The 23,941-nt window shown below is 45.0% G+C and carries 19 protein-coding genes and 1 riboswitch; of the genes, 9 read left to right on the forward strand and 10 right to left on the reverse strand.

Features of this window, described 5'->3' with window-relative positions:
* Positions 1 to 40: 40 nt before the first annotated feature.
* The 5 genes from K7G75_RS14860 to K7G75_RS05920 all read right to left on the reverse strand — a co-directional run bounded on the left by K7G75_RS14860 (position 41) and on the right by K7G75_RS05920 (position 4,211).
* Complete coding sequence (locus tag K7G75_RS14860) at positions 41 to 229, reverse strand: four helix bundle protein (RefSeq protein WP_417950271.1); 189 nt, start codon at positions 227 to 229, stop codon at positions 41 to 43.
* Positions 230 to 240: 11 nt separating this feature from the next.
* The gene (locus tag K7G75_RS05905; protein WP_222983289.1) at positions 241 to 1,707 is read right to left on the reverse strand and encodes a NupC/NupG family nucleoside CNT transporter; all 1,467 of its coding nucleotides are present in this window, start codon (positions 1,705 to 1,707) and stop codon (positions 241 to 243) included.
* Between the two features lie 9 nt (positions 1,708 to 1,716).
* Positions 1,717 to 2,349, reverse strand: a complete 633-nt coding sequence (locus K7G75_RS05910; RefSeq protein WP_222983290.1) for a bifunctional nuclease family protein — start codon at positions 2,347 to 2,349, stop codon at positions 1,717 to 1,719.
* Between the two features lie 90 nt (positions 2,350 to 2,439).
* On the reverse strand, positions 2,440 to 3,408 hold the full coding sequence (locus K7G75_RS05915) for an electron transfer flavoprotein subunit alpha/FixB family protein (RefSeq protein WP_222983291.1): 969 nt from the start codon (positions 3,406 to 3,408) through the stop codon (positions 2,440 to 2,442).
* Between the two features lie 56 nt (positions 3,409 to 3,464).
* Complete coding sequence (locus K7G75_RS05920; RefSeq protein ID WP_222983292.1) at positions 3,465 to 4,211, reverse strand: electron transfer flavoprotein subunit beta/FixA family protein; 747 nt, start codon at positions 4,209 to 4,211, stop codon at positions 3,465 to 3,467.
* 168 nt (positions 4,212 to 4,379) lie between these two features.
* Between K7G75_RS05920 and K7G75_RS05925 the strand changes: the two genes are divergently transcribed.
* The 3 genes from K7G75_RS05925 (at position 4,380) to K7G75_RS05935 (ending at position 10,556) form a co-directional block, all read left to right on the forward strand.
* Complete coding sequence (locus K7G75_RS05925; RefSeq protein ID WP_222983293.1) at positions 4,380 to 5,357, forward strand: pyruvate dehydrogenase complex E1 component subunit beta; 978 nt, start codon at positions 4,380 to 4,382, stop codon at positions 5,355 to 5,357.
* Between the two features lie 157 nt (positions 5,358 to 5,514).
* Complete coding sequence (locus tag K7G75_RS05930; RefSeq protein ID WP_222983294.1) at positions 5,515 to 8,010, forward strand: DUF5686 and carboxypeptidase-like regulatory domain-containing protein; 2,496 nt, start codon at positions 5,515 to 5,517, stop codon at positions 8,008 to 8,010.
* A 143-nt stretch (positions 8,011 to 8,153) separates the two neighbouring features.
* On the forward strand, positions 8,154 to 10,556 hold the full coding sequence (locus K7G75_RS05935; protein WP_222983295.1) for a sodium-translocating pyrophosphatase: 2,403 nt from the start codon (positions 8,154 to 8,156) through the stop codon (positions 10,554 to 10,556).
* 61 nt (positions 10,557 to 10,617) lie between these two features.
* Here K7G75_RS05935 and K7G75_RS05940 read toward each other — a convergent pair whose 3' ends face one another.
* The 5 genes from K7G75_RS05940 to K7G75_RS05960 all read right to left on the reverse strand — a co-directional run bounded on the left by K7G75_RS05940 (position 10,618) and on the right by K7G75_RS05960 (position 14,902).
* Complete coding sequence (locus K7G75_RS05940) at positions 10,618 to 11,322, reverse strand: energy transducer TonB (protein ID WP_222983296.1); 705 nt, start codon at positions 11,320 to 11,322, stop codon at positions 10,618 to 10,620.
* 111 nt (positions 11,323 to 11,433) lie between these two features.
* Positions 11,434 to 12,474, reverse strand: coding sequence for a zinc-dependent alcohol dehydrogenase family protein (locus K7G75_RS05945; RefSeq protein ID WP_222983297.1), 1,041 nt, complete (start codon positions 12,472 to 12,474; stop codon positions 11,434 to 11,436).
* 39 nt (positions 12,475 to 12,513) lie between these two features.
* Positions 12,514 to 13,791 carry a serine hydrolase domain-containing protein gene (locus K7G75_RS05950; protein ID WP_222983298.1) on the reverse strand — a complete coding sequence of 426 codons (1,278 nt, stop codon included), beginning with the start codon at positions 13,789 to 13,791 and terminating at the stop codon, positions 12,514 to 12,516.
* A complete protein-coding gene (locus K7G75_RS05955; protein ID WP_222983299.1) occupies positions 13,788 to 14,189 on the reverse strand; it encodes a hypothetical protein in 402 nt (133 codons plus the stop codon). The genes K7G75_RS05950 and K7G75_RS05955 overlap by 4 nt, the downstream gene beginning before the upstream one ends.
* A gap of 98 nt (positions 14,190 to 14,287) precedes the next feature.
* Complete coding sequence (locus tag K7G75_RS05960; protein ID WP_222983300.1) at positions 14,288 to 14,902, reverse strand: deoxynucleoside kinase; 615 nt, start codon at positions 14,900 to 14,902, stop codon at positions 14,288 to 14,290.
* A gap of 286 nt (positions 14,903 to 15,188) precedes the next feature.
* Between K7G75_RS05960 and metK the strand changes: the two genes are divergently transcribed.
* The 6 genes from metK to K7G75_RS05990 all read left to right on the forward strand — a co-directional run bounded on the left by metK (position 15,189) and on the right by K7G75_RS05990 (position 23,897).
* Positions 15,189 to 16,442 (forward strand): methionine adenosyltransferase, encoded by a 1,254-nt coding sequence (gene metK, locus K7G75_RS05965; RefSeq protein WP_222983301.1) that lies wholly within the window; start codon positions 15,189 to 15,191, stop codon positions 16,440 to 16,442.
* A gap of 74 nt (positions 16,443 to 16,516) precedes the next feature.
* A riboswitch (SAM riboswitch) is annotated at positions 16,517 to 16,640 on the forward strand.
* A gap of 116 nt (positions 16,641 to 16,756) precedes the next feature.
* Complete coding sequence (locus K7G75_RS05970; protein WP_222983302.1) at positions 16,757 to 18,055, forward strand: O-acetylhomoserine aminocarboxypropyltransferase/cysteine synthase family protein; 1,299 nt, start codon at positions 16,757 to 16,759, stop codon at positions 18,053 to 18,055.
* A 24-nt stretch (positions 18,056 to 18,079) separates the two neighbouring features.
* A complete protein-coding gene (gene thrA / locus K7G75_RS05975) occupies positions 18,080 to 21,466 on the forward strand; it encodes a bifunctional aspartate kinase/homoserine dehydrogenase I (RefSeq protein ID WP_222983303.1) in 3,387 nt (1,128 codons plus the stop codon).
* The gene (locus K7G75_RS05980; protein WP_222983304.1) at positions 21,463 to 22,635 is read left to right on the forward strand and encodes a trans-sulfuration enzyme family protein; all 1,173 of its coding nucleotides are present in this window, start codon (positions 21,463 to 21,465) and stop codon (positions 22,633 to 22,635) included. The genes thrA and K7G75_RS05980 overlap by 4 nt, the downstream gene beginning before the upstream one ends.
* Before the next feature lie 57 nt (positions 22,636 to 22,692).
* Positions 22,693 to 23,103: an RrF2 family transcriptional regulator gene (locus K7G75_RS05985; RefSeq protein WP_222983305.1), complete on the forward strand. Its 411-nt coding sequence runs from the start codon at positions 22,693 to 22,695 to the stop codon at positions 23,101 to 23,103.
* Positions 23,104 to 23,273: 170 nt separating this feature from the next.
* Positions 23,274 to 23,897, forward strand: coding sequence for a phosphoadenosine phosphosulfate reductase domain-containing protein (locus K7G75_RS05990; RefSeq protein ID WP_222983306.1), 624 nt, complete (start codon positions 23,274 to 23,276; stop codon positions 23,895 to 23,897).
* Positions 23,898 to 23,941: the final 44 nt, after the last annotated feature.

A 23,941-nucleotide genomic window follows, 5' to 3' on the forward strand; every position in this document is an offset into this window, starting at 1 on the left:
GCAAGGGTGAAGGGTTGAAGGGTTTGGGTGTTGTATTTTATTAAAGGGGAGATTCTCTTTTAAAGTAATTGGACTTTTTTAGCAATGCCTCCAGTTCTTTTGCTTGGAAAAATTCCAAATCACCATATAGAATCAAGAAGGTATCCAATTCATAGGCCGAACCCGAACTGATCTGCAAAAAAAGCACAAAATCTATTTGTGAAAATTTACTACAGCCTTCGCCCTTCAACTTTCATTCTACTATCCCAAAATCATCCCGGCAATGGTCGCGGAAAGCAATGAAGCCAAGGAACCGCCCAAAACGGCTTTCATGCCGAACTCGGAAAGGGTCTTGCGCTGACCAGGGGCCAAAGAGCCGATTCCGCCGATCTGGATGCCTATGGACGCAAAATTGGCAAAACCGCAGAGCATGTAAGTGGCCATGATCACCGATTTATTATAGGTAAAATGCAGGCTGTTTGCCATGTTTTTCAATTCTGCGAGTTGAATATACCCGATAAATTCACTGGCCGCCAATTTTACCCCCAGCAATTGCCCCATTAGCATGATGTCCTCGTTGGAAACCCCAATCAACCACATCAGCGGAGCAAAAACCGTCCCAAGAATGGATTCCAGGGAGAAACTCTCGTATGGGGAGTTGGCTGCAATCCAGTCGTTGAAGCTGGTAAGGTCGCCCACCCACCCCAAAATACCATTGATCATAGCGATAAAGGCTACAAAAACCAAAAGCATGGCACCCACGTTCACGGCCAGTTTTAGTCCTTCTGTGGTGCCGTTGGCAATGGCATCCAGTAAATTGGAGCCAATTTTTTCGGTGGATACTTTTACCTCGGTGTCAACGGGTTCCGTTTGCGGATACAGGATTTTTGAAATGACAATGGCCCCTGGAGCCGCCATTACGGAGGCTGCGATCAAATGTCGGGCAAATTCCAGGCGCAATTGTTCATCGTTACCGCCCAAAAAACCGATGTAGGCGGCCAAGACCCCTCCAGCCACGGTGGCCATGCCACCGATCATCACCAGAAGTATCTCGGACTTTGTCATTTTTTCCAGATAGGCCTTGATCATAAGGGGGGATTCGGTCTGTCCCAAGAAAATATTGCCGGCCACACTAAGACTTTCCGGTCCGGATATCCCCAAGGATTTTGTTAAAAGCCACGCAAGGGCCCGCACTATTTTTTGAATGATCCCAAGGTAAAAGAGCACGGAGGTCAAGGCAGAAAAGAAAATGATGGTAGGCAAAATTTGAAAGGCAAAGACATAACCCACGCTGGGGTTGTTAATGTCCAACAGATTTTCTCCCAACAAAAACTGGCTGCCGGCTATGGTAAAGTTCAATATCTCATTGAACAGCTTCCCCAAAATGGTAAAGAATTCCCTGATGAAAGGAACTTTCAATATGCCAATGGCCAAAAGCAATTGAATGCCCAGCCCAATGCCAACGGTTCTCCAATTGATGGCCCTTCGGTTGGAACTGAACAAAAAGGCGATGAACACAAGCACACCCATCCCCAAAGCGCCCCTTGCCAAACTATTGAAGGAAAAGCCCTGGTTGGGAACGACTTCATCTATTTCCTGAATTACAGGCTGGTCAATACCTGCGGTGTTGATGACGGTGGTGAGGGTGTCGGTGGCTATGTTGTTTTGACTGAGAGCAATGGCACATACAAACAGGAGCAGCAGCAAACTTATAGTCTTTTTCCCCATGTATTTGGTTTATTTGCGCTTGGAAATTTCGTCGCGGAGCTTGGCGGCCTTTTCATAATCTTCGTTGGCTACGGCCTTTTTTAGTTCCGCATGGAGTTCTTCCATGGACATTTCACGAAAACCATGGGTAGAGGTGCCGGACTCAATCTCCACCGCTTCACCTTCTTGAAGGATTTCATCGACCACAATGCTGTCATCATCCTCGTTCTCGTCTTTTTCCTTGGATGAAAATTTTAGGAAAATCCCTGCCTTGTCCAAAATGGTCTTGTAGGTGAAGATGGGTGCCTCAAAGCGAAGGGCCAATGCTATGGCATCGCTGGTTCGCGCATCGATGATTTCCTCAACCTTGTCCCTTTCACAAATGATGCTGGAATAAAACACCCCATCCACCAATTTATGTATGATCACCTGTTTGACCACAATCTGGAACCGGTCGGCGAAATTTTTGAAAAGATCATGGGTGAGCGGTCGTGGGGGTTTGATTTCTTTTTCCAGTGCTATGGCAATGGATTGTGCCTCAAAAGCACCGATGACAATGGGAAGTTTTCGGTCACCCTCCACCTCATTCAAAATAAGGGCATATGCGCCATTTTGAGTCTGACTATATGATATCCCCTTTATTTTTAACCGTACTAAGCTCATATTCTCCTCCTAAAACCCAAAAAGGCCATTCAAATAAGTGGCTTTGCCAGTTATCTGAACAGCCCCTTGCAGTGGGCAAATTAACAAAATTTACCCGTTTTGGACCTTAAATTCCTTTAATTTTTCAATCAGTTTGGGCACCACTTCAAAGGCGTCGCCTACAATGCCATAATCCGCTGCCTTGAAGAAAGGAGCTTCTGGATCATTGTTGATGACCACTTTGGTTTTGGATGCACTTACTCCGGCCAAATGTTGTATGGCCCCGGAAATGCCTATAGCTATGTAAAGATTACTTGCCACGGGCTTCCCTGTTTGGCCCACATGTTCACTGTGTGGTCTCCATCCTAGATCCGACACGGGTTTGGAGCAAGCGGTGGCTGCGCCGAGAACTTTGGCCAATTCCTCGATCATGCCCCAATTTTCGGGACCCTTAAGGCCACGTCCACCTGAAACAACGATATCGGCATCGGCAATGGTCACCTTGCCCATTACTTTGTCCACCTCTACAGATTTGGTAGTGAAATCACCATCACCCAAAGAGGGGGCAAAATCTCCCACATTGACTGATGTGCTGTTTTCCACCGCACCGAATGCGTTGTTGGAAACCCCTATGATTTTGGTCTCGGAGGTGATTTCGGTATGGGCAAAACCTTTATTACTGAACGCCGTTCTTTTTACAACGAAGGGCGAAGTGCTCACCGGTGCCGCCACTACATTGGGCACATAACCCCCATTGCGTTTGGTAGTGAGTATGGGAGCCAGGAATTTTGTATCCGCGCTGGAACTCAAAATGATTACTTTGGCTCCTTCGGCTTCTGCCGCTTGGGCCAGGACATTGGCATAGGCCTTTGCATTGAAGGGGTTCAATTTTTCATTTGAAACCTTCAATACCTTGGAAACACCATAGTTGCCCAATGTCTCATTTTCTTCATTGTTTATGGTGACCGCTGTAACGGTATCCCCAAGATCTTGGGCCACTTTGTGGGCATAGGAGGCCACTTCAAAGGCGTTCTTTTTGAATTTTCCTTTATCAGATTCGGTATAGACTAATACTGGCATGATTCTTTACAAATTTTTTGATTCCAAATTCCAAATGCAATTTGGTTTTTGATGTTTTAAATGACTTTGGCCTCGTTGTGCAAAAGGTCGACCAGTCCGGCTACATTGTCAGCTTCCACTAGTTTAACGGGACCTTTTGGGGCAGGTTTTTCAAATTTTTTGTCGTTGGTGCGCATTGGTGCGTCAACGGGATCGACCACGTTCAACTTTTTTTGTCGGGCCATCATGATACCCCTCATGTTGGGAATGCGCAGATCGCTTTCCTCCACCAATCCTTTTTGTCCGCCTATGACCAGGGGGAGTGAGGTGCTTATTTTTTCCTTGCCGCCATCAATTTCGCGAATGGCGGTGGCATTGGAGCCATCGACTTCCAGGCCTATGCAGGTGTTTACAAAATTCATGTCGAGCAGCGTGGCCAATATCCCTGGGACCATCCCACCATTATAATCAATGGATTCACGTCCACCTATAATAAGGTCATAACCGCCATTTTTGACCACTTCGGCCAATTGTCGCGCCACGAAAAAACCATCCGTGGGCTCGGCATCTACCCTAATGGCTTCATCGGCACCAATGGCAAGGGCCTTGCGTATGGTGGGTTCGGTCTGTGGTCCGCCCACGGTGGCCACATGCACTACCGCACCTTGTTTTTCTTTGAACCACATAGCGCGTGTGAGACCAAATTCATCGTTGGGGTTGATCACAAATTGTACTCCGTTTGTATCAAATTTGGTATCCCCTTCCGTAAAGTTGATTTTGGAAGTGGTGTCCGGTACGTTGCTGATGCAAACTAATATCTTCATGGTATTTTTACGTTTTTCGCATCAAAGATAGCTATAAAATCCGAAATTTATTATGCATGCATAATAAATTTTGCTCTTTATTTGGATTTTTACAAACTCATGTTGTCCCAGTTTTTTCTATTTTTGCTTGCGTTTTAAAACGAACAGGACAAAACCGTAACGTAATAGATGAAAACACTACAGTTCAGGGAAGCCATTGCAGAGGCAATGTCGGAAGAAATGCGAAGGGACGATTCCATTTATTTGATGGGCGAGGAGGTTGCAGAATACAATGGGGCATATAAGGCATCAAAGGGAATGTTGGATGAATTTGGCCCTGAACGTGTGATTGATACACCCATCTCCGAACTGGGATTTGCCGGTGTGGGGGTCGGTTCTGCCATGATCGGAAATCGCCCAATTATTGAATTTATGACGTTCAATTTTTCCCTGGTGGGAATAGACCAGATCATAAACAATGCTGCCAAGATCAGGCAAATGTCCGGAGGACAGTTCAATTGCCCTATTGTTTTCAGGGGCCCAACGGCTTCCGCAGGACAATTGGCGGCAACGCATTCCCAGGCTTTTGAGAGTTGGTATGCCAACTGTCCGGGCTTAAAAGTAGTGGTGCCATCAAATCCGGCTGATGCGAAGGGATTGTTGAAGTCTGCAATACGGGATGACGACCCAGTGATTTTCATGGAATCGGAACAAATGTATGGAGACAAGGGTGAAGTGCCCGAGGGCGAGTATACCATTCCGATAGGTGTTGCGGAAATTAAAAGGGAGGGCACGGATGTAACCATTATTTCCTTTGGAAAAATCATCAAAGAGGCATACAAAGCTGCCGATGAGTTGGAGAAGGAGGGAATAAGCTGTGAGATAATCGACTTGCGCACGGTTAGACCCATGGACCATGATGCCATCCTCAAGTCGGTCAAAAAGACCAATCGCATGGTAATTTTGGAAGAGGCCTGGCCATTTGGCAATGTGGCCACTGAAATCATCTATCATGTTCAGGACAAAGCGTTCGATTATTTGGATGCACCCATCGTAAAACTGAATACAGCCGATACTCCTGCGCCGTATTCACCGACACTTTTGGCCGAGTGGCTCCCCAATCATGAGGATGTCATCAAAGCTGTTAAGAAAGTGTTATATCGTTAATCATAATAAATTTGTAAACTATATTAGCCTCGCCTACTAATGTTGACGAGGCTTTTTTTAAGGAACAGTTTTTGATAGAAATTACCCTTTAACCAAATTAGGACCAAACGCTCGGGAAAACCAAAAAATCGGTTTTCTTCTTGCCTACGTACAAATCATGAAAAGATTTCTGACTGTTTTCTTTTTCCTAACCTTTTTTGCCATTTTCTCCCAAACCAAGGTGGGGGGAATTGTTATCGATGAGTCGGGCAGCCCGGTTGCCTTCGCCAATATATTTTTCAAAAATTCCACAGATGGCACCATTACCAACGACAATGGCCGCTTTTATCTAGAGTCCGAGGAAACCTACCAAACCCTTTTAGTCTCTTTTATAGGATACGAGACCATTGAGCTGGAACTTCCCCAAAAGGTGAACTATGGGATGGAAATTGTGTTGATGGAGTCCGCCGAACAACTTCAGGAGGTGGTCGTCTATACCGGTAAACAGTCTAAAAAGAACAATCCCGCCATCGATATTCTAAAGAAAATATGGGCCAAGAAACGGGAAAATGGGGTTCGAAAATTCAAGCAGTACCAATATGATAAGTATGAGAAAATTGAATTTGACCTGAACACCATAGACAGTGCCCTGATAAAGAGCAAACTCTTCAAAGGTTTGGAATTCATGTTCGAGAATTTGGACACATCCAGGATAACCGGAAAAACCTATCTGCCCATCTTCTTGAACGAAAGTTTTTCAAGAGTGTATGGGGACAACCAACTTGAGGCGGAGAAGGAGGATGTGCTCGGAAACAAGAATTCTGGATTCGAGGGAAACCAAGCAATCACCGCATTTGTTGAAGACCTTTATTCCGATTACGATATTTATGACAATTATTTGAAGTTTTTTGACAAAAGCTTCACCAGTCCGCTGTCCAAAACCGGTGTGGATACCTATAATTATGTGCTTTCGGACAGTGCCTATATCGACAATAAGTGGTGCTACAACATTATTTATTACCCAAGACGGAAAAATGAACTCACGTTCAAGGGTGACTTTTGGGTGAACGATACCACGTACGCCATCAAGAACATCAACATGCAGGTGACCAAAAGTGCCAATATCAATTGGGTAAAGGAAATCTACATTGAACAGGATTTTGAAGTGGTGAACGACTCTGTCTTTCTTTTGAAAAGGGACTATATGCTCAGTGATTTCAGCTTTTCAAAAAAAGAACAGTCCAGGGGGGTTTATGGCAAACGCACCACGGTGTATGATAATTATGCGTTCGACATCAGCAGGCCCGAGGAATTCTACAAGGCCGAATCCGATCCCTACGATCCCAGGGTGTTTTCAAGGGACAGCGTTTTTTGGAAAAACGCCCGTTTGGAAACCCTTAACGATGACGAGTCCGGTATATTTAAATTGTTGGACACGTTAAAAACGGTCCCCAAGTTCCGCACGTATTACGACATTGTGAGTATTTTGGGTTCCGGTTATATTGAAATCGATAAATGGAACATCGATATCGGTGACATCTACAGCACCTTTGGTTTCAACGATGCCGAAGGGACCCGGATACGGGCGGGGGCCAGGACCTATTTTGGGCAAAATGACACGTGGCGATTGGAAGGCTACATGGCCTACGGTTTTTCAGATAAGAAATTCAAGCATGGCTTTTCGGGCAAGTTTTTACTGGATCGGAAAACCCGATTGATCTTATCAGGGGGCAATAGAAGGGATATTGAACAATTGGGATTGAGTTTGACCAGTACCTCGGATGTATTGGGCAGGAGCATTGCATCTTCATCATTGGTCACCGTGGGTGCCAACGATCGTTTGACGAACATCAACCTTTCCACTCTCAATCTTGAAATGGAGCCTGCAAAGAATTTTAGGATACGTTTGGGAGGTTCCTTTCGCACACTTGGTTCCGCCCTGCCCGAAGCATTCAGTTTGGAATACATCGATGAAGAAAGCCCGACAGGGATTGCTTCACAGGTCAAACAGTTCGACCTGAACACGACATTGATTTATACCCCGGGCAAACGGACCATAGGTTATGGTGTGGAAAGGGCAAACATCAATGATGATCACAGTACGTTGGTCCTCAACTACACCAAAGGTGTAGAGGGTTTTTTGGAAAGCGATTTTGACTATCAACGTCTTCAGTTTTCCTACAGACAACCTTGGCAAGTAGGTGGCATTGGCCGATTGACCAGTAGTCTGGAGCTTGGAAAAACTTTTGGAGAGGTGCCTCTGGCCCTGTTGAGCGTTATTCCCGGGAACCAAACACTGTTTTCCTTGTACAATACCTTTCCCAATCTGGATTTTTACGAATTTGTAACGGACACCTACGCCACATTGCACTTGGAGCATAATTTTAATGGAAGATTGTTTTCCAGGATCCCTTTCCTAAGGGACTTCAACCTAAGGGAGATTGTGGGATTGCGGGGGGCATGGGGTCAACTATCCGAGGGGAACATCGCCCTGAGTGCACCCACCAACATACCGCTGATGGCGCCGGAGGACCAAATCTATTGGGAATATTCCTTCGGAGTGGGCAATATCTTCAAAATATTGCGGATCGATTTCAATTTTAGGGGCAATTACTTGAACAATCCTGATGCCCGACCCTTCGGCATCACGGGAACCTTTGGATTTAATTTTTGATTTGAGCAAAGCGGATCCACCTATTTGCATCCAGATTGTTCTGAAAAGCGGATAATGGACCTTTTTGTAATAGGCAGGTTTTTTATTAGTCTGTATTTTACTACTTTTGCACGCATTGAAAAATTCTTAAATAACTACTAACTATGGATTTGATCGTAAAGTTTTTGCCCGCATTTGGTATCCTGGGCTTGTTGTATGTGTTCATTAAGAACGTATGGATCTCAAAACAAGAAGTCGGGGACGAAAAAATGGCAAGAATTGCCAAAAACATTGCCGATGGCGCAATGTCCTTCCTAAAGGCAGAGTATAAAATATTGAGCATCTTCGTGATAGCCGTTGCCATTTTGCTCTATTTCAAAGGAAGCAATGAAGCAGGTTCCAATGGTATGGTGGCTGTTTCCTTTATAGTAGGGGCCATCTGTTCAGCTTTAGCTGGTTTCATCGGGATGAAAGTCGCCACCAAAGCTAACGTTAGGACGACCAACGCTGCTAGGACTTCTTTAGGCAAAGCACTTGAAGTAGCCTTCGCAGGTGGAGCTGTAATGGGTCTTGGAGTTGTGGGACTTGGGGTTCTTGGATTGAGCGGTCTTTTCATGCTATATAGCGGACAAGGATGGGAAATTGGTGAAGTGTTGAACGTACTTTCCGGTTTCTCTCTAGGGGCTTCTTCCATTGCGCTTTTTGCCCGTGTAGGTGGAGGTATCTATACCAAAGCTGCGGATGTTGGTGCGGACTTGGTAGGAAAGGTTGAAGCTGGTATTCCTGAAGACCATCCGTTGAACCCTGCAACAATTGCGGATAATGTTGGTGATAATGTGGGTGATGTTGCAGGAATGGGTGCCGACCTTTTTGAATCTTATGTTGGTTCCATTATCGGTACCATGGTATTGGGAGCTGTATTTACAACCCTTCCGGAATTTGCAGGGGCTTATGATGGATTGGGAGCTGTTTATTTGCCCTTGGCGCTTGCTGCAATCGGAATCGTAATGTCCATCATTGGGACTTTCTTTGTAAAGGTGAAAGATGGTGGGAATCCACAGACTGCCCTTAATATTGGAGAGTTTGGTTCAGCAGCCTTAATGCTGATAGCCTCTTATTTCATTATAAACGCCATGTTGCCTGAATCTTGGATTGAAGGCGGCAAGGAATTTTCAGCCATGGGTGTTTTTTGGGCCACCATCGCCGGTCTTGTTGCGGGTCTTGCAGTTGGTAAGGTTACAGAATATTATACAGGAACAGGAACTAAACCTGTTAACTCCATTGTACGCCAGTCTGAAACAGGTGCGGCTACAAATATTATTGCCGGTCTTGGAGTAGGTATGATGTCCACAATGATTCCTATTCTTTTGATTGCTACCGCAATTTTGGTTTCGCATCACTTTGCTGGTCTTTACGGAATTGCAATTGCTGCAGTGGGAATGTTGGCTAATACAGGAATCCAGTTGGCCGTTGATGCTTATGGACCAATTTCTGATAACGCTGGTGGTATTGCCGAGATGGCTGAACTAGATCCAGAAGTTCGTGAACGTACCGATAAGTTGGATGCCGTTGGGAACACCACCGCGGCCATTGGAAAAGGTTTTGCGATTGCTTCTGCAGCCTTAACAGCTTTGGCCTTATTCGCAGCCTTTATGAAAACGGCTAACGTAACCTCTATTGACGTTTCGCAACCAGATATTATGGCCGGTTTATTGATTGGGGGAATGCTTCCATTTGTATTCTCCGCACTGTCCATGAACGCAGTAGGGCGTGCCGCAATGGCAATGATTGAAGAAGTTCGCCGGCAGTTTAGGGATATTCCTCAGCTTAAAGCTGCTTTGGAAGTGATGAGAGCTGTTGATTCAGATATGTCGAAAGCTACAGATGCGCAAAGAGCTACCTTCGATGCCGCAGATGGTGTAGCAGAATATGATAAATGTGTCGCTATTTCAACACAGGCTTCCATTAAAGAGATGGTATTACCAGGTCTTTTGGCAATCGCTGTTCCCGTAGCGGTAGGATTTATTGGTGGAGCTGAAATGTTGGGCGGTCTTCTTGCAGGGGTTACCACTTGTGGTGTTTTGATGGCTATTTTCCAATCAAATGCAGGTGGTGCTTGGGATAATGCCAAGAAAACTATTGAAGGTGATGGTAGAAAAGGTTCTGATGCACACAAGGCTGCCGTTGTTGGTGATACCGTTGGTGACCCATTTAAAGATACCTCAGGTCCTTCATTGAACATTTTGTTGAAGTTGATGTCCGTTGTTGCCTTGGTAATTGCACCAAGTTTGGTGAGCCTATCCCCTGCAGATGAGGTAAGTTTGCTCAAGGAAGACGGCACAAAAATCTCCATTACCACAGAAGGTATGAAGGAAACCAAAGCTGTAGTTGAACAAATCAAGGTTGAATTGAGCAACACTGCCGAAGGCACCTACAAGGCCATAGTGACTTCCACCGCCGAAGTTGAAGGTGAAATTGTTGAAGAAGTAAAGGAATTCACTGCCACTACCAAGGAGGAAGTGGAAAAACTGGTGGAAACCTATAAAAAATCAAAGACCAAGGAATAACCTTGATTCATATAAAGTAAAGGAAAACCACGCCATTGGCGTGGTTTTTTTCTTCTCAATACTATTGTAATTTGAAAGTAATGGGTATGGAAAAGGGAACCTTAACCGGATTTCCCCGTTGCTTCCCAGGAGTCATGACAGGAAGTTTTGAGATGATTCTCACGGCCTCTTGTTCCAATGTTTCGTGCGGACCGCGCATCCTCACTTCCGAGATGGTGCCGTCTTTTTGAATCGTGAACATGATGTTTACACGGCCTTGAAGCCCCATTTCTTGCGCAATTTCAGGATATCGGAAGTGCTTCCTGATGTGTTTTTGCATCATTTCCTGAAAACAGGCCTTTTTGTCATTTTCGTTTTCGCAACCTGGAAAGACTGGGGCATCTTCTATCAATATCCAGGGAATTGTTTCTGTTTCATCGGTTTCCGCCACTTCAATATTGTTGACAGAAACAACTTGTGTGTCCTCATTCGATTCTGATGGCGCAATAAAAGTCTCCACTTTATCGTCATCATCTTCCACAATTTCAATCACTGGAGGGGCCTGGATTATGGGTTTTGGTTTCGGCAGTTCAATCTTGGTAATGGGCACCTCTTCAATCAATTCATCCTGTATGGCCAAACGTGCATGGTCCCAATCAGTGGCTTTGTAATACGTTTTCCATTCCAGGGCCAAGTAAGCCAATAGGAGTATAAGAGTAAGCCCCATCAAAAAATAGATGGTGCTGTTTCTTTTTAAATCTAGATGTGGATGCTTTTTTGTTTCCATGATTTTAATGTATTAGTTCAGCATCTAAACTATTCTGAAAACCATATGGAAAAAAGCAGGAATGAGGGAACGGGTAGTTTGGGTGAGGCACCGGCAGAATTGCCCCTTTTTTTAGAATGAATTGATGACCAAAACCCCCTTGTTTCCAAATTTGTCCATGTTGGGCAAGGCAGTAACGGCATCTTCCAAGGAAATGGTTTTTTCAATAAGCTTTTCGGGGCTCAATTTTCCATTTTTTATCATCTCCAACATTTCAGGATACTTGAATGCCTGCATCCCGTGGCTGCCAACAATCTCCAGTTCGTTAGCAACAACCATGTCCATGGGTATTTTGGGATGTTTGTGCTCTCCGGTCATCAGGCCGACCTGGATGTGTTTGCCCCTTTTTCGCAAGTTGGCGACAGAGTTGAAACAAGTAGCGGGATTTCCTAGGGCGTCGATGGAGACATGTGCCCCACCATTGGTCAGTGATTTCACCTGGGAGATCACATCTGTGGTTCTTTGGGCATTGATGGTTTCAACGGCACCCAATTCTTTGGCAAGGGCCAAAGTTTCATCATTGATGTCAATGGCAATAGTTTGAGCCCCCAGAGTATTGGCAATCATAATGGCGGATAGTCCAACACCACCACAACCGTGTACGACAACAAATTGGCCCCCTCTGACTCCTCCCTGGTCAACAATGGCTCTGTACGCCGTTATGAAACGACACCCCAAAAGTGCCGCAGTCTCATTGGAGATTTCCTCGGGCAGCTTAACCAAGTTAGTATCTGCAAATTCCACTACAACATATTCGGCAAAAGAACCCCAATGTGTAAACCCTGGTTGGGATTGATGGTCACATACTTGATGGTTGCCAGATTTGCATTCCCTGCACGTACCACAACCACACACAAAAGGTACTGTTACACGGTCACCAATTTTGAACTGTTTTACATCCTTGCCCAAAGTCGCTATGGTTCCGGAAAATTCATGCCCCGGAACATGTGGTAATTTTATGTCTGCGTCGTGCCCCATCCATCCATGCCAGTCACTAAGACATAGGCCTGTGGCCTCCACTTTGATCACCACACCATGTTTATTAGGCACAGGATCGGGAACCTGTTGAATGATTAATTTGCCCTGAAAGCTTTCATAAACCAGTGCTCTCATATATATGAACCCTTTTCAAGTTTTATCCGTTTGGGATGCTCAATCCATCAGTGCCTGATAGACCAAAGCTCGTAGTTTGCCATGATCATCAATATTGACAGCCGGAATCAATTGGGTAAAATAGGCCACTATTAGCTCTTCGATGGGATCTACCCAGTAGGTGGAGTGATAGGCACCGCCCCAACCATACTCCCCTTCGGAACCCAATACGCCACGTGAGCCCAAATTCTCTGTGGTGGCAAAGCCCAATCCGAATCCGGTACCCTCTCCCCAGGGATACTTGATATCCCTTAAGTGGTTCACTGTCATAAGTTCCACGGTTTTGGGTGAAATAATGCGTTTCCCATTGAAAGTCCCCTTGTTGAGCATCATTTGTAGAAATTTAGCATAGTCCATGGCAGTGCTCAATAGCCCTGCCCCGCCCGAAAAGCTCTTTTTTGGGCCGTCCACATAAGCTCCTTGGCCCACCATGCCACCGGGATTGGATGCCCTTTCCAATCCGTTTTCGGTTGCAGAATAGACGACGGCCAAGCGGTCCTTTTTTTCCACGGGAAGGTAAAAGTGGGTGTCGGACATGCCCAAGGGGCCCAGGACGTTCTTTTCAAGGAAAACATCGAGGGGTTCTCCTGATACCACCTCTATCAGAGCGCCAAGAATATCTGTACTATAGCCATAAACAAATTGTTCTCCAGGTTGTGCATCGAAGGGTAGTCCAGCCATTCGGTTTACAGTGGCCTGAATTGGTTCGTCCCGATCTGCAAAATACCAGCCTTGTATTTTTGCTTCCTTCCAAAGATCTTGTGCAATTCCAGAACCATAGGAAACCCCTGAGGTATGTGTAAGCAGGTCACGGATGGTTATGGGCCTTTCGGCTTTTACAATTGTATAAGAATCCCCTTCTTCTTTAACTGCAACCTTTGTTTCCATAAAGGCTGACAGATATTTGCCCACAGGATCGGTGATAAGCAGTTTGCCCTCTTCTTGGAGTATCATAACACCGACACTTACTATGGCCTTGGTCTGTGAGGCGATTCGAAAAATGGAATTCTCGGTCATGGGAACATTGTTTTCCAAATCGTTCTTCCCGAAGGATTCCAAATAGACCAACTTACCTTTTCGTGCTACAAGCGCCACTCCACCTGAGAGTTCACCCTTATTCGCATAATCCTGAAGGGTCTTGGTCAAAAACTCAAGGCGTTCTGGGGATATCCCCACTTGTTCGGCAGATACTTTTGCCAAATCTTGGCCAATTAATGCAATATGGAACAGGAATGTGAGAAAAAGTATGATATGTCCATGGTTGAATGCTTTTTTCATGGCTGGCTCGATTTATTTCTATCAATAAAAATACTCGATATGAGCAATACAAAAGCCACCCCAAACCCCAAAACGCCAATATTGACACCTAGCAGGGTCTTTTCGCTTCCGTCCAAATACTTCATGGAGCCTCCATAGAGTTCTTTAAGCAAGAAGGCCAACAAGAACCCACCGGTAACGAGCAAGCTGAGAATCAAACTTATTTTGGTTTCTTTCTTGACCCAAACCAGCCAAAGGCACAATACCCCGATGCCGGAATTCGTGAGGAGTTGCCAAACTTCGTGGATGCGCACATGCGGGGTCCAATCGGGATTAAAAACGTGGGTGCTGTTGATTTCCAAAAAAGGCACGGCCACTGCAAAAAGCAGTACACTGAAGGTGATCACATATTTTTTCATGGAAAACTGATTTAAAGTTGCTCTATAAAAAGGGCCATTTTCCAATAAAAGTAATCAAATTGGGTGTGCTGAGGTGTTTTTAGGGATTTGGACGAGGACTAAAACAAACCATGTATCTCGCCATCAATACGGCTGATCACTTCCCCAAGGTCCTCCGGCTCATCGACAAAGTTGAGTTTGTCCACATCAAAAATGAGCAATTTGCCCTTTTCATACGTGTTCACCCAGGCCTCGTAGCGTTCGTTCAACCTGCTTAGGTAGTCAATGGAGATTGAGTTTTCATATTCACGACCCCTTTTGTGTATCTGGTTTACTAAATTGGGAATGGAACTCCGTAAATAGATCAACAGGTCAGGGGGTTGCACCAAACTTTCCATTAGCTCAAAAAGGCTCTTGTAATTTTCAAAGTCCCTGTTGGTCATCAGGCCCATGGCGTGGAGGTTGGGAGCAAATATGTGGGCATCCTCATATATGGTTCGGTCCTGGATCACATTTTTCCCACTTTCCCTAATCCTTAGAATCTGTCGGTAGCGACTGTTCAAAAAGTAAATCTGCAAATTGAAGCTCCAGCGTTCCATCTGGGTGTAAAAATCATCCAGGTATGGGTTGTCCACCACATCCTCAAAATGCGCGTCCCACTTGTAGTGTTTTGCCAACAAATTGGTGAGTGTGGTCTTTCCGGCTCCAATGTTGCCCGCTACCGCAATATGCATAAAGTGTTAGTGTTTTTGATTAGGAAAACGTGACCCGCAATATACAAAGTATATCCAGACAGGGAAAAAAAACTAGGTAAAATGAAGTGGGTCTGGTCGACTAAAAACAAAGTTTTGAAATTTCATTCAAATACGTACTTTTGCCATCAAAATGAGGAGAGATTTGACTGATTGCAACCTCTAAAAATGCTAAAGCAGTTTATCCCAAATGCAATTTGGGTTTCTCCGCCGAGATTTGTAAACTCCTTTGGGCCATTCCGTCAAATACTGTCCATAACATTAAAGAATGGCATATTTATTTACCTCAGAATCTGTAAGTGAAGGACACCCTGATAAAGTGGCGGACCAGATAAGCGATGCCCTACTGGACCATTTCTTGGCTTTTGACCCAGAGAGCAAAGTGGCCTGCGAAACCTTGGTGACCACCGGACAGGTGGTTTTGGCGGGTGAAGTGAAGAGCGATACCTATTTGGATGTGCAGAACATAGCACGGGAGGTGATCAACAAAATTGGCTACACCAAAGGGGAATATCAGTTTAGTGGGGATTCCTGCGGGGTAATCTCTTTGATCCATGAGCAATCCCAGGACATAAATCAAGGTGTGGATCGTGGTAGCAAGGAGGAGCAGGGGGCAGGCGACCAAGGGATGATGTTCGGGTATGCCACCAAGGAAACCGAGAACTATATGCCCTTGGCCCTGGACATTTCGCACAAAATGTTGCAGACTTTGGCGGACCTGCGCAGGGAAGGCAAGCGGATCCCGTATTTGCGTCCCGATGCCAAGGCGCAGGTGACCATTGAATATTCAGATGACAACGTTCCGCAACGCATTGATACCATTGTTATTTCCACCCAACATGATGAGTTTGCCTCCGATTCGGAAATGTTGGACAAGATCAAAAACGATATAACCAATATTCTTATTCCTGAGGTAAAAAAATTGCTGCCTGAGAATATCCAAAAACTTTTTAACGACAAGATCAAGTACCATATTAATCCAACCGGCAAGTTTGTGATTGGAGGACCCCATGGCGACACAGGCCTTACCGGACGTAAGATCATTGTGGACACCTATGGCGGAAAAGGGGCTCACGGGGGTGGTGCCTTTAGCGGAAAAGATCCCAGCAAGGTGGACCGGAGTGCAGCATATGCAGCCCGACACATTGCCAAAAATTTGGTGGCCGCAGGTGTCGCTGATGAAATATTGGTACAAGTGAGCTATGCCATTGGCGTAGTGGAGCCAACTTCCATCTTTGTGGATACGCATGGCACTGCCAATGTGGATATGAACGATGGTGACATTGCCAAGATAGCTTCTGACCTGTTCGATATGCGTCCCTTTGCCATTGAAGAACGATTGAAGCTGCGCAATCCAATTTATCTGGAAACTGCCGCTTACGGTCATATGGGCAAGCAACCGAGGACCTTGACGAAGGTTTTTGAATCACCCTACAACGGACGCATTGAAAAGGAAGTGGAACTCTTCACATGGGAGAAATTGGACATGGTAGATGAGGTAAAGAAAGCGTTTCAGCTATAAAAGATTGCCAAATATTAGGAATTTAGAATTTTCCGTCCCTATATTTGCAGCTCAAAGTTCAAACACGTATTGATTAGTTATCAAGAAAGGTGGAGGGAATAGACCCTATGAAGCCTTAGCAACCCTTGGGCCCTTCCGATGGCCATCGGAACCAAGAAGGTGCTAAATTCTATCCCAAAAAGAGGGAATAGATAACGACAATCGACATATTTCGATTTCACTTTCTTATAACTTTTTGATTTCCTATGGGCTGCAAGGTCCACAGGGTTTGACTTTTTATTTTATCGATTTAATAATTTAAAAAGACAAAAATCATGAGTGATCAAAAATTTTCTACCAACGCCCTGCACGCAGGACACGATGTAAAAGCAAACGGGGGAACACGTGCAGTTCCCATTTACCAAAGCACAGCTTATGTATTCAACGATTCGGACCATGCAGCCAATCTTTTTTCCTTGGCGGAGTTTGGCAATATTTATACCCGGATCAACAATCCGACCAACGATATTCTCGAACAGCGCTTGGCGGCCCTGGAAGGTGGAATTGCCTCCGTGGTCACATCCTCCGGAACGGGAGCCATCAATACGGCTTTGCTGGTGCTTTTGAAAGCGGGTGACCATATTGTGGCATCCAACAGCCTCTATGGGGGTACCTACAATCTGTTTAGTGTCACGTTGCCCCGTTTGGGCATCACCACCACATTTGTGGATCCATCGGACCCTGCCAACTTTGGTAAAGCGGTTCAAGAAAACACTAGGGCATTTTTTGTGGAGTCCCTAGGAAACCCAAAGTTGGACGTTTTAGATCTAAAGGCTATTTCCAGCGAAGCCAAGGCGGCTAAAGTTCCTTTTATCGTGGACAATACCGTGGCGTCGCCAGCACTTTTGAATCCGATTGAGCATGGTGCCAATATCGTAATACACTCATTGACCAAATACATCAACGGAAACGGTACTGCTCTTGGTGGAGCCATAATTGATGCGGGAACCTTTGACTGGGCCAACGGAAAATTCCCGGAATTTACGGAACCATCCCCAGGGTACCACGGTCTTGTATATCACGATGCGTTGGGTCCGGCGGCATTTATTGCCAAGGTCCGAATAGAGGGATTACGTGACCACGGTGCCTGTTTGAGTCCTTTTAACGCCTTCCAGATAATACAAGGTCTTGAAACATTGGAGATCCGTATGAAAAAGCACAGCGAGAATGCCTTGGCCTTGGCCCAATGGCTGGAGCAACGCGATGAGGTTTCATGGGTAAATTATCCAGGATTGCAGTCCAGTGCGTATAAAGCGCTATCAGATGCCTATTTGCCCAATGGCCAGAGCAGTATTGTCACTTTTGGTGTAAAAGGAGGTTTTGAGTCAGCCAAAAAAATTGCGGATGAAACGAAAATTTTCTCACTGTTGGCCAATATTGGGGATACCAAATCATTGATCATCCATCCGGCAAGTACAACACATCAACAACTAAGTGATGCCGACCAACAGTCCACTGGAGTGACCAAAGACTTGATACGACTTTCCGTTGGGTTGGAAGCCCTTTCAGACCTTCAAGCAGATCTGGAACAAGCTTTTGCCACTATTGACAAAAAAGTGTTGTTGGGATCATAGAAAATCAAAGTACATCTTAATCATATGCTACAACACCTAAAAATAGACCATTTTAAAGCCGAAAGCGGGGTTGTCCAAGATTTAAGGCTGTCCTATCAGCTGTTTGGTCAACCTCTGCATTCGGCACCCATAGTTTTGGTCAATCATGCTCTTACTGGCAACTCCAATGTCACCGGTGATCAGGGTTGGTGGTCCGATTTGATCGGGGAGGGCAAGTGCATCGATACAGAAGTGTATTCGATTTTGGCCTTCAATATTCCGGGGAATGGCTATGATAGTTTTGTAGTTGAAAATTACAAGGATTTTGTTGCCGGTGATGTGGCCCGTATCTTTCTTTTGGGACTGGAACAATTGAAAATAGACCGATTGTTCGCCATCATTGGAGGTTCGTTGGGAGGAGGAATCGCATGGGAAATGGCTGCGAAATGTCCAAACATTACGCAGCATTTGATCCCCGTGGCCTCAGACTGGAAATCCACCGATTGGTTGATTGCGAATTGTCAAATCCAAGAACAGTTTTTGGTCAATTCCAAACAGCCGGTCCATGATGCCCGCATGCACGCCATGCTCTGCTACCGCACCCCCGAATCCTTTAAGGAAAGATTCAAGCGAAGCACCAATGAGGAGCTGCAGGTGTTCAATGTGGAAAGTTGGTTGATGCACCATGGAAAGAAATTGCAGGAGCGCTTTCAATTGTCCGCCTACAAATTGATGAACCAATTGTTGAAGACCATTGATATTACCAGAAATGGTGAGGCTGCCTTCAAAGCACTTCAAGAAAGCGATACCCAAATCCATATCATTGGGGTCAATTCCGATCTTTTCTTTAGCGCTGAAGAGAATAAAGAGACTTTTAGGAGATTGGCCCAGGCCAATGCCAATGTCACCTACGGTGAGGTGCAATCATTGCACGGCCACGACGCCTTTTTGATGGAGTTTGAACAGTTGGAAAAGTTGTTGGAACCGGTTTTTCAGAAAGACAGAAAGCTGGAACGCATCAAGATTTTAAAATTTGGAGGTAAATCCTTGTCCAATGGCGAGGGCATCCAAAGGGTATTGAGTATTATTTCGGAAAAAGCAGAGGCAAAAGAGCATTTTGCCGTTGTGGTCTCGGCAAGGGGCAGGGCAACGGATGCATTGGAGGCCATGTTGGTCCAAGCTTCCAAGGGACAGGATTTTGATAAGGAATTGGAACTGTTTTCCAACTATCAAAAAGAAGGTTTGAATGACGCAAATATTGAACCGGAACTCCAGGCCATCCAAAGGATACTTCAAGGGGTTTCATTGTCAGGGGATTACAGTTTAAAGACCAAGGATGAATTGTTGTCGTATGGGGAGCTGATTTCTGGGAAGTATGTCACCGCAATGCTCAACTCATTGGGAGTAAAAGCACAATTGTTGGATTCCAGAACCTTGATCAAAACGGACGACAATTACAACAACGCCGAAGTGGACGAACGGATTTCCAAGGAAAATGTGATCCGTCGTTTCCACGAATTGGAATATGGTGTTGTTCCTGTGGTAACGGGATTCATTGCCTCCAACCATGAAGGCGCCACGACTACCTTGGGCCGCAACGGCACCAATTATTCTGCAGCTTTGCTGGCCAACTTTTTGGATGCTTCGGAACTCGTCAATTACACCCACGTAGATGGTATTTTTACTGCCAACCCCGATTTGGTGCCCGAAGCCAAGCTCATTGATGTGATTTCGTATGATGAGGCCAACGAACTGGCGAATTTTGGAGCTAACATTTTGCACGCAAAGACCATAATCCCCCTCATAGAAAAAAATATTCCCTTGCGCATATGCAATACCTTCAACGATACCAATAAAGGCACCTTGATCGGGCCCAAAACGGACAATGGGGGCATCAAGTCACTGTCGGTTTTGGAAAATATGGCCTTGATCAATTTGGAAGGCAGGGGGCTTTTGGGCAAAGTAGGTGTTGATGCCCGTATTTTTAGAACCTTGGGTCAAAATGGCATCAGTGTGGGTATAATTTCCCAAGGCTCCTCCGAGCGGGGGATAGGTTTGGTGGTGGATTCTTCAAAGGCACAAAAAGCCAAAAAGGTATTGGATCTGGAGTTTGAAACCGATTACTCCTCGCATGACATCACCCAAATCACTGTGGAAAGCGATGTTTCGGTCATTTCCATAGTTGGTATGGATCTCAGCAGCTTCCACAAACCCTTCAATGCGTTGGTTAAAAATCAGGTTGTCCCCTTGCTTTTCAACAATACGGTCACCGGGAAGAACGTGAGCTTGGTAATAAGGAAAAAGGATTTGCACAAGGCGGTCAACGTGGTGCACGGACAAATCTTCGGAATAGCCAAGAAAGTAAATCTTGCCATTTTCGGGCATGGAAACGTAGGCGGTACAATGATTGACCAAATCTTGGATTCCCAAAAAAATATCATTCACCGTAAGGGGATGGATATTCGCATTTTTGCGGTGGCCAATTCCAAAAAAGCATTGCTTCATTCCGGAGGGATAAGTTCCGATTGGAAAAAAAGATTGGACACGGAGGGAAGGGAATATCAGATTGATGATATCATCGCATTCGCCCAAAAATACCATCTGGAAAACTTGATTGCCGTGGACAATACCGCGAGCAGTGTTTTTGTGAAAAACTACGAATCCCTTATCCAGAATGGATTTGATTTGGTCTCTTCCAACAAAATTGCCAATACGTTGGATTTTGAAAGTTATAGATCCATCCGGAAGCTTTTGAACAAGAATCAAAAACAGTACCTGTACGAAACCAATGTGGGGGCCGGTCTCCCATTGATAGATACGATAAAGCTCCTGCATCTTTCCGGAGAGAACATCACAAGGATCAAAGGCGTGTTTTCTGGTTCGTTGAGTTACATTTTCAACACTTTTTCCGAAGGAGAAGCCAAATTCTCCACTATCGTGAAGGAAGCCATGAAAAATGGTTATACCGAACCCGACCCACGTGAAGATCTATCAGGAAATGATGTAGGCAGAAAACTGTTGATCTTGGCCAGGGAACTCGATCTACAGAATGAGTTTTCGGACATTTCCATAGAAAATTTGATTCCCAAGGAGTTGCAATCCGTTGGTCTTGAAGATTTTATTTCAAACATGGAGACCTTGGATCCCATATTCGATACCATCAAAAAGAAACAAAAAGAAGGTCATGTGCTGCGGTATGTGGGAGATCTTCACGGTGATTTACAACAGGACAAGGGTGTTTTGGACGTGAAACTGGTGTCTGTACCCAAACAGAGTGCATTGGGGCAGGTGAAAGGTTCGGATTCCATTATTGAGATTTATACCGAGTCTTATGGTGCTAACCCATTGGTTATCCAAGGTGCAGGTGCAGGTGCTGCAGTGACCGCAAGAGGGGTATTCGGTGATATTTTAAGAATAGCGGAAAAGATATGAGAAAGCAAGGTAAACAATTTGAGACAGAGGCAATACGGACCCAAATGGAGCGCACCCAGTTTTTGGAACATTCCAGCCCCATGTACTTGACCTCCAGCTTTGTGTTTGAGGATGCGGAGGATATGCGGGCCTCCTTTGCAGAAGAAAAGGAGCGAAATATCTATTCGCGCTATTCCAATCCAAATTCCTCGGAATTTATTGAAAAGGTCTGCAAAATGGAAGGCGCGGAGGATGGTTTTGCCTTTGCTTCGGGCATGGCGGCCGTGTTCTCCACCTTTGCGACCTTGTTGGAGAGTGGCGACCATATTGTTTCGTCCAAGAGCATATTCGGTTCCACCCATACCCTTTTTACCCAGTTTTTTCCAAAGTGGAACATCCACACCAGCTATTTTGATGCCCATAATTTGGACACGGTGGAGGGATTGATTACACCCAAGACAAAAATCCTGTATGCGGAATCACCCACCAATCCGGGTGTGGATATTTTGGATTTAGAGGTATTGGGCAAGATTGCCAAAAAGCATGGCCTCATTTTTATCATCGATAATTGTTTTGCCTCCCCCTATTTACAGCAACCAATCAAGTTTGGGGCCGATTTGGTCATTCACTCAGGCACCAAATTGATGGATGGCCAGGGACGTGTATTGGCTGGAATTACGGTGGGAAATCATGAGCTTGTTGACAAAATCTATCGCTTTGCCCGCATTACCGGGCCAACACTTTCTCCCTTTAATGCTTGGCTGCTGTCCAAAAGTTTGGAGACATTGGCCGTTAGGGTGGACAAGCATTGTGCCAATGCATTGGTGCTTGCAACCTATCTTGAAAATCACAATAAGATTGAATGGGTAAAATATCCCTTTTTGAAATCCCATCCCCAACATGAAATAGCCAAAAAGCAAATGAAAGCAGGAGGCTGTGTGGTGGCCTTTGGGGTTAAAGGTGGGCTTGAAGCGGGCCGAAAATTCTTTGACAACATTGAACTCCTTTCCCTTTCAGCCAATCTGGGAGATTCCAGGAGCATTGTAACGCATCCGACGTCCACCACCCATAGCAAATTGACCAAAGAGGAACGGGAAGCCGTGGGCATTTCCGATGGTATGGTCAGGATATCGGTTGGGCTGGAGCATATCGACGATATCATTGCCGATATTGAACAGGCTTTGGGCTAGAGTTTGTAAAATAAACCAAGCCCTCCAAAGAGTGCTAATTTTCGCTATATTCGTGGGATGCTCTCCAAGAAGACAAAATATGGCCTGAAAGCACTTACCTATCTAGCTTCGGTAGGCACCAAGGAACCTGTCCAGATCGCCGAGATCGCCAAGCACGAGAACATTTCGCAAAAATTCTTGGAAAGTATACTGCTCACTTTACGGAGAAACGGTTTTTTGGGTTCCAAAAAGGGAAAGGGTGGTGGATATTACCTTATAAAACAGCCCGAGGACATCCAAATGACCTCAGTGATGCGGGTATTGGAAGGTCCCATTGCCATGGTGCCATGCGTCAGTCTCAATTTCTATGAAAAGTGCGACGATTGCCCGGATGAGAACAAGTGTTCGGTGCATAAATTGATGCTTCAGGTAAGGGACAGCGCCCTGGAGGTCTATCGGAACAATACCCTGGCCGATCTCATTTCTTAAGTGTCGATTCTTTATTTTTTTCAAAAACTTGGTGAAAAATAGCCAAAATCCGAACCTATTTTATAGTAATCTACTAAAACCATAGGATAAAAGTAATTTTATCACGGTTTTAACGATTTACTTAACGGATAGTTTTATCTTTATCCTATTAAAACCATAGACTTTGTATTATGAAAGTTGAAATTGATTTGGATTATTACAATAGACAATTTCGTGGCATACCACCGGAAGAGATTATAAGTTGGGCACTACAATTGTCAAATAAGAGAATAGTTACTACTAGCTTTGGAAAGTATTCGGCGGTATTGCTCAATACATTTCATAATATAGAACCGAATATTGATGTAATCTGGTGCGACACCGGTTATAATTTGCCAGAAACATATGAGCATGCCTCATATTTGACTAACAATCTTAATCTTAACTTAAATACCTATGTTCCCAAGGAAACCAAAGCGTTCACGGAGCACAGACTAGGCTTCCCTACAGCCGACCAACCCGAACACCAAGAATTCTCAGAAATTATAAAATTGGAACCCTTTAGACGGGCATTGGAAGAACACCAGCCTGATGTATGGTTTACCAATATTCGCATACGGCAAACGGAATTAAGAAGTTCCAAAGACATTTTAAGTTTCAGTAAAGATGGCATTCTTAAGGTAAGTCCTTTTTATTATTGGTCCGATGAGGATTTGGACGATTATCTAGAAGCGCATGACCTGCCCAAGAACAGCACCTATTTTGATCCAGTCAAAGCACTGGAAACCAGGGAGTGCGGCATCCATCTTCAATAATACAAAGTGAGTGATTATTTAATCTAGCGTAGGTTATCCATATT

Origin of the sequence: Flagellimonas meishanensis (genome assembly GCF_019880545.1) — a bacterium.
In the GTDB taxonomy this organism is placed as follows: Bacteria; Bacteroidota; Bacteroidia; order Flavobacteriales; family Flavobacteriaceae; genus Flagellimonas; species Flagellimonas meishanensis.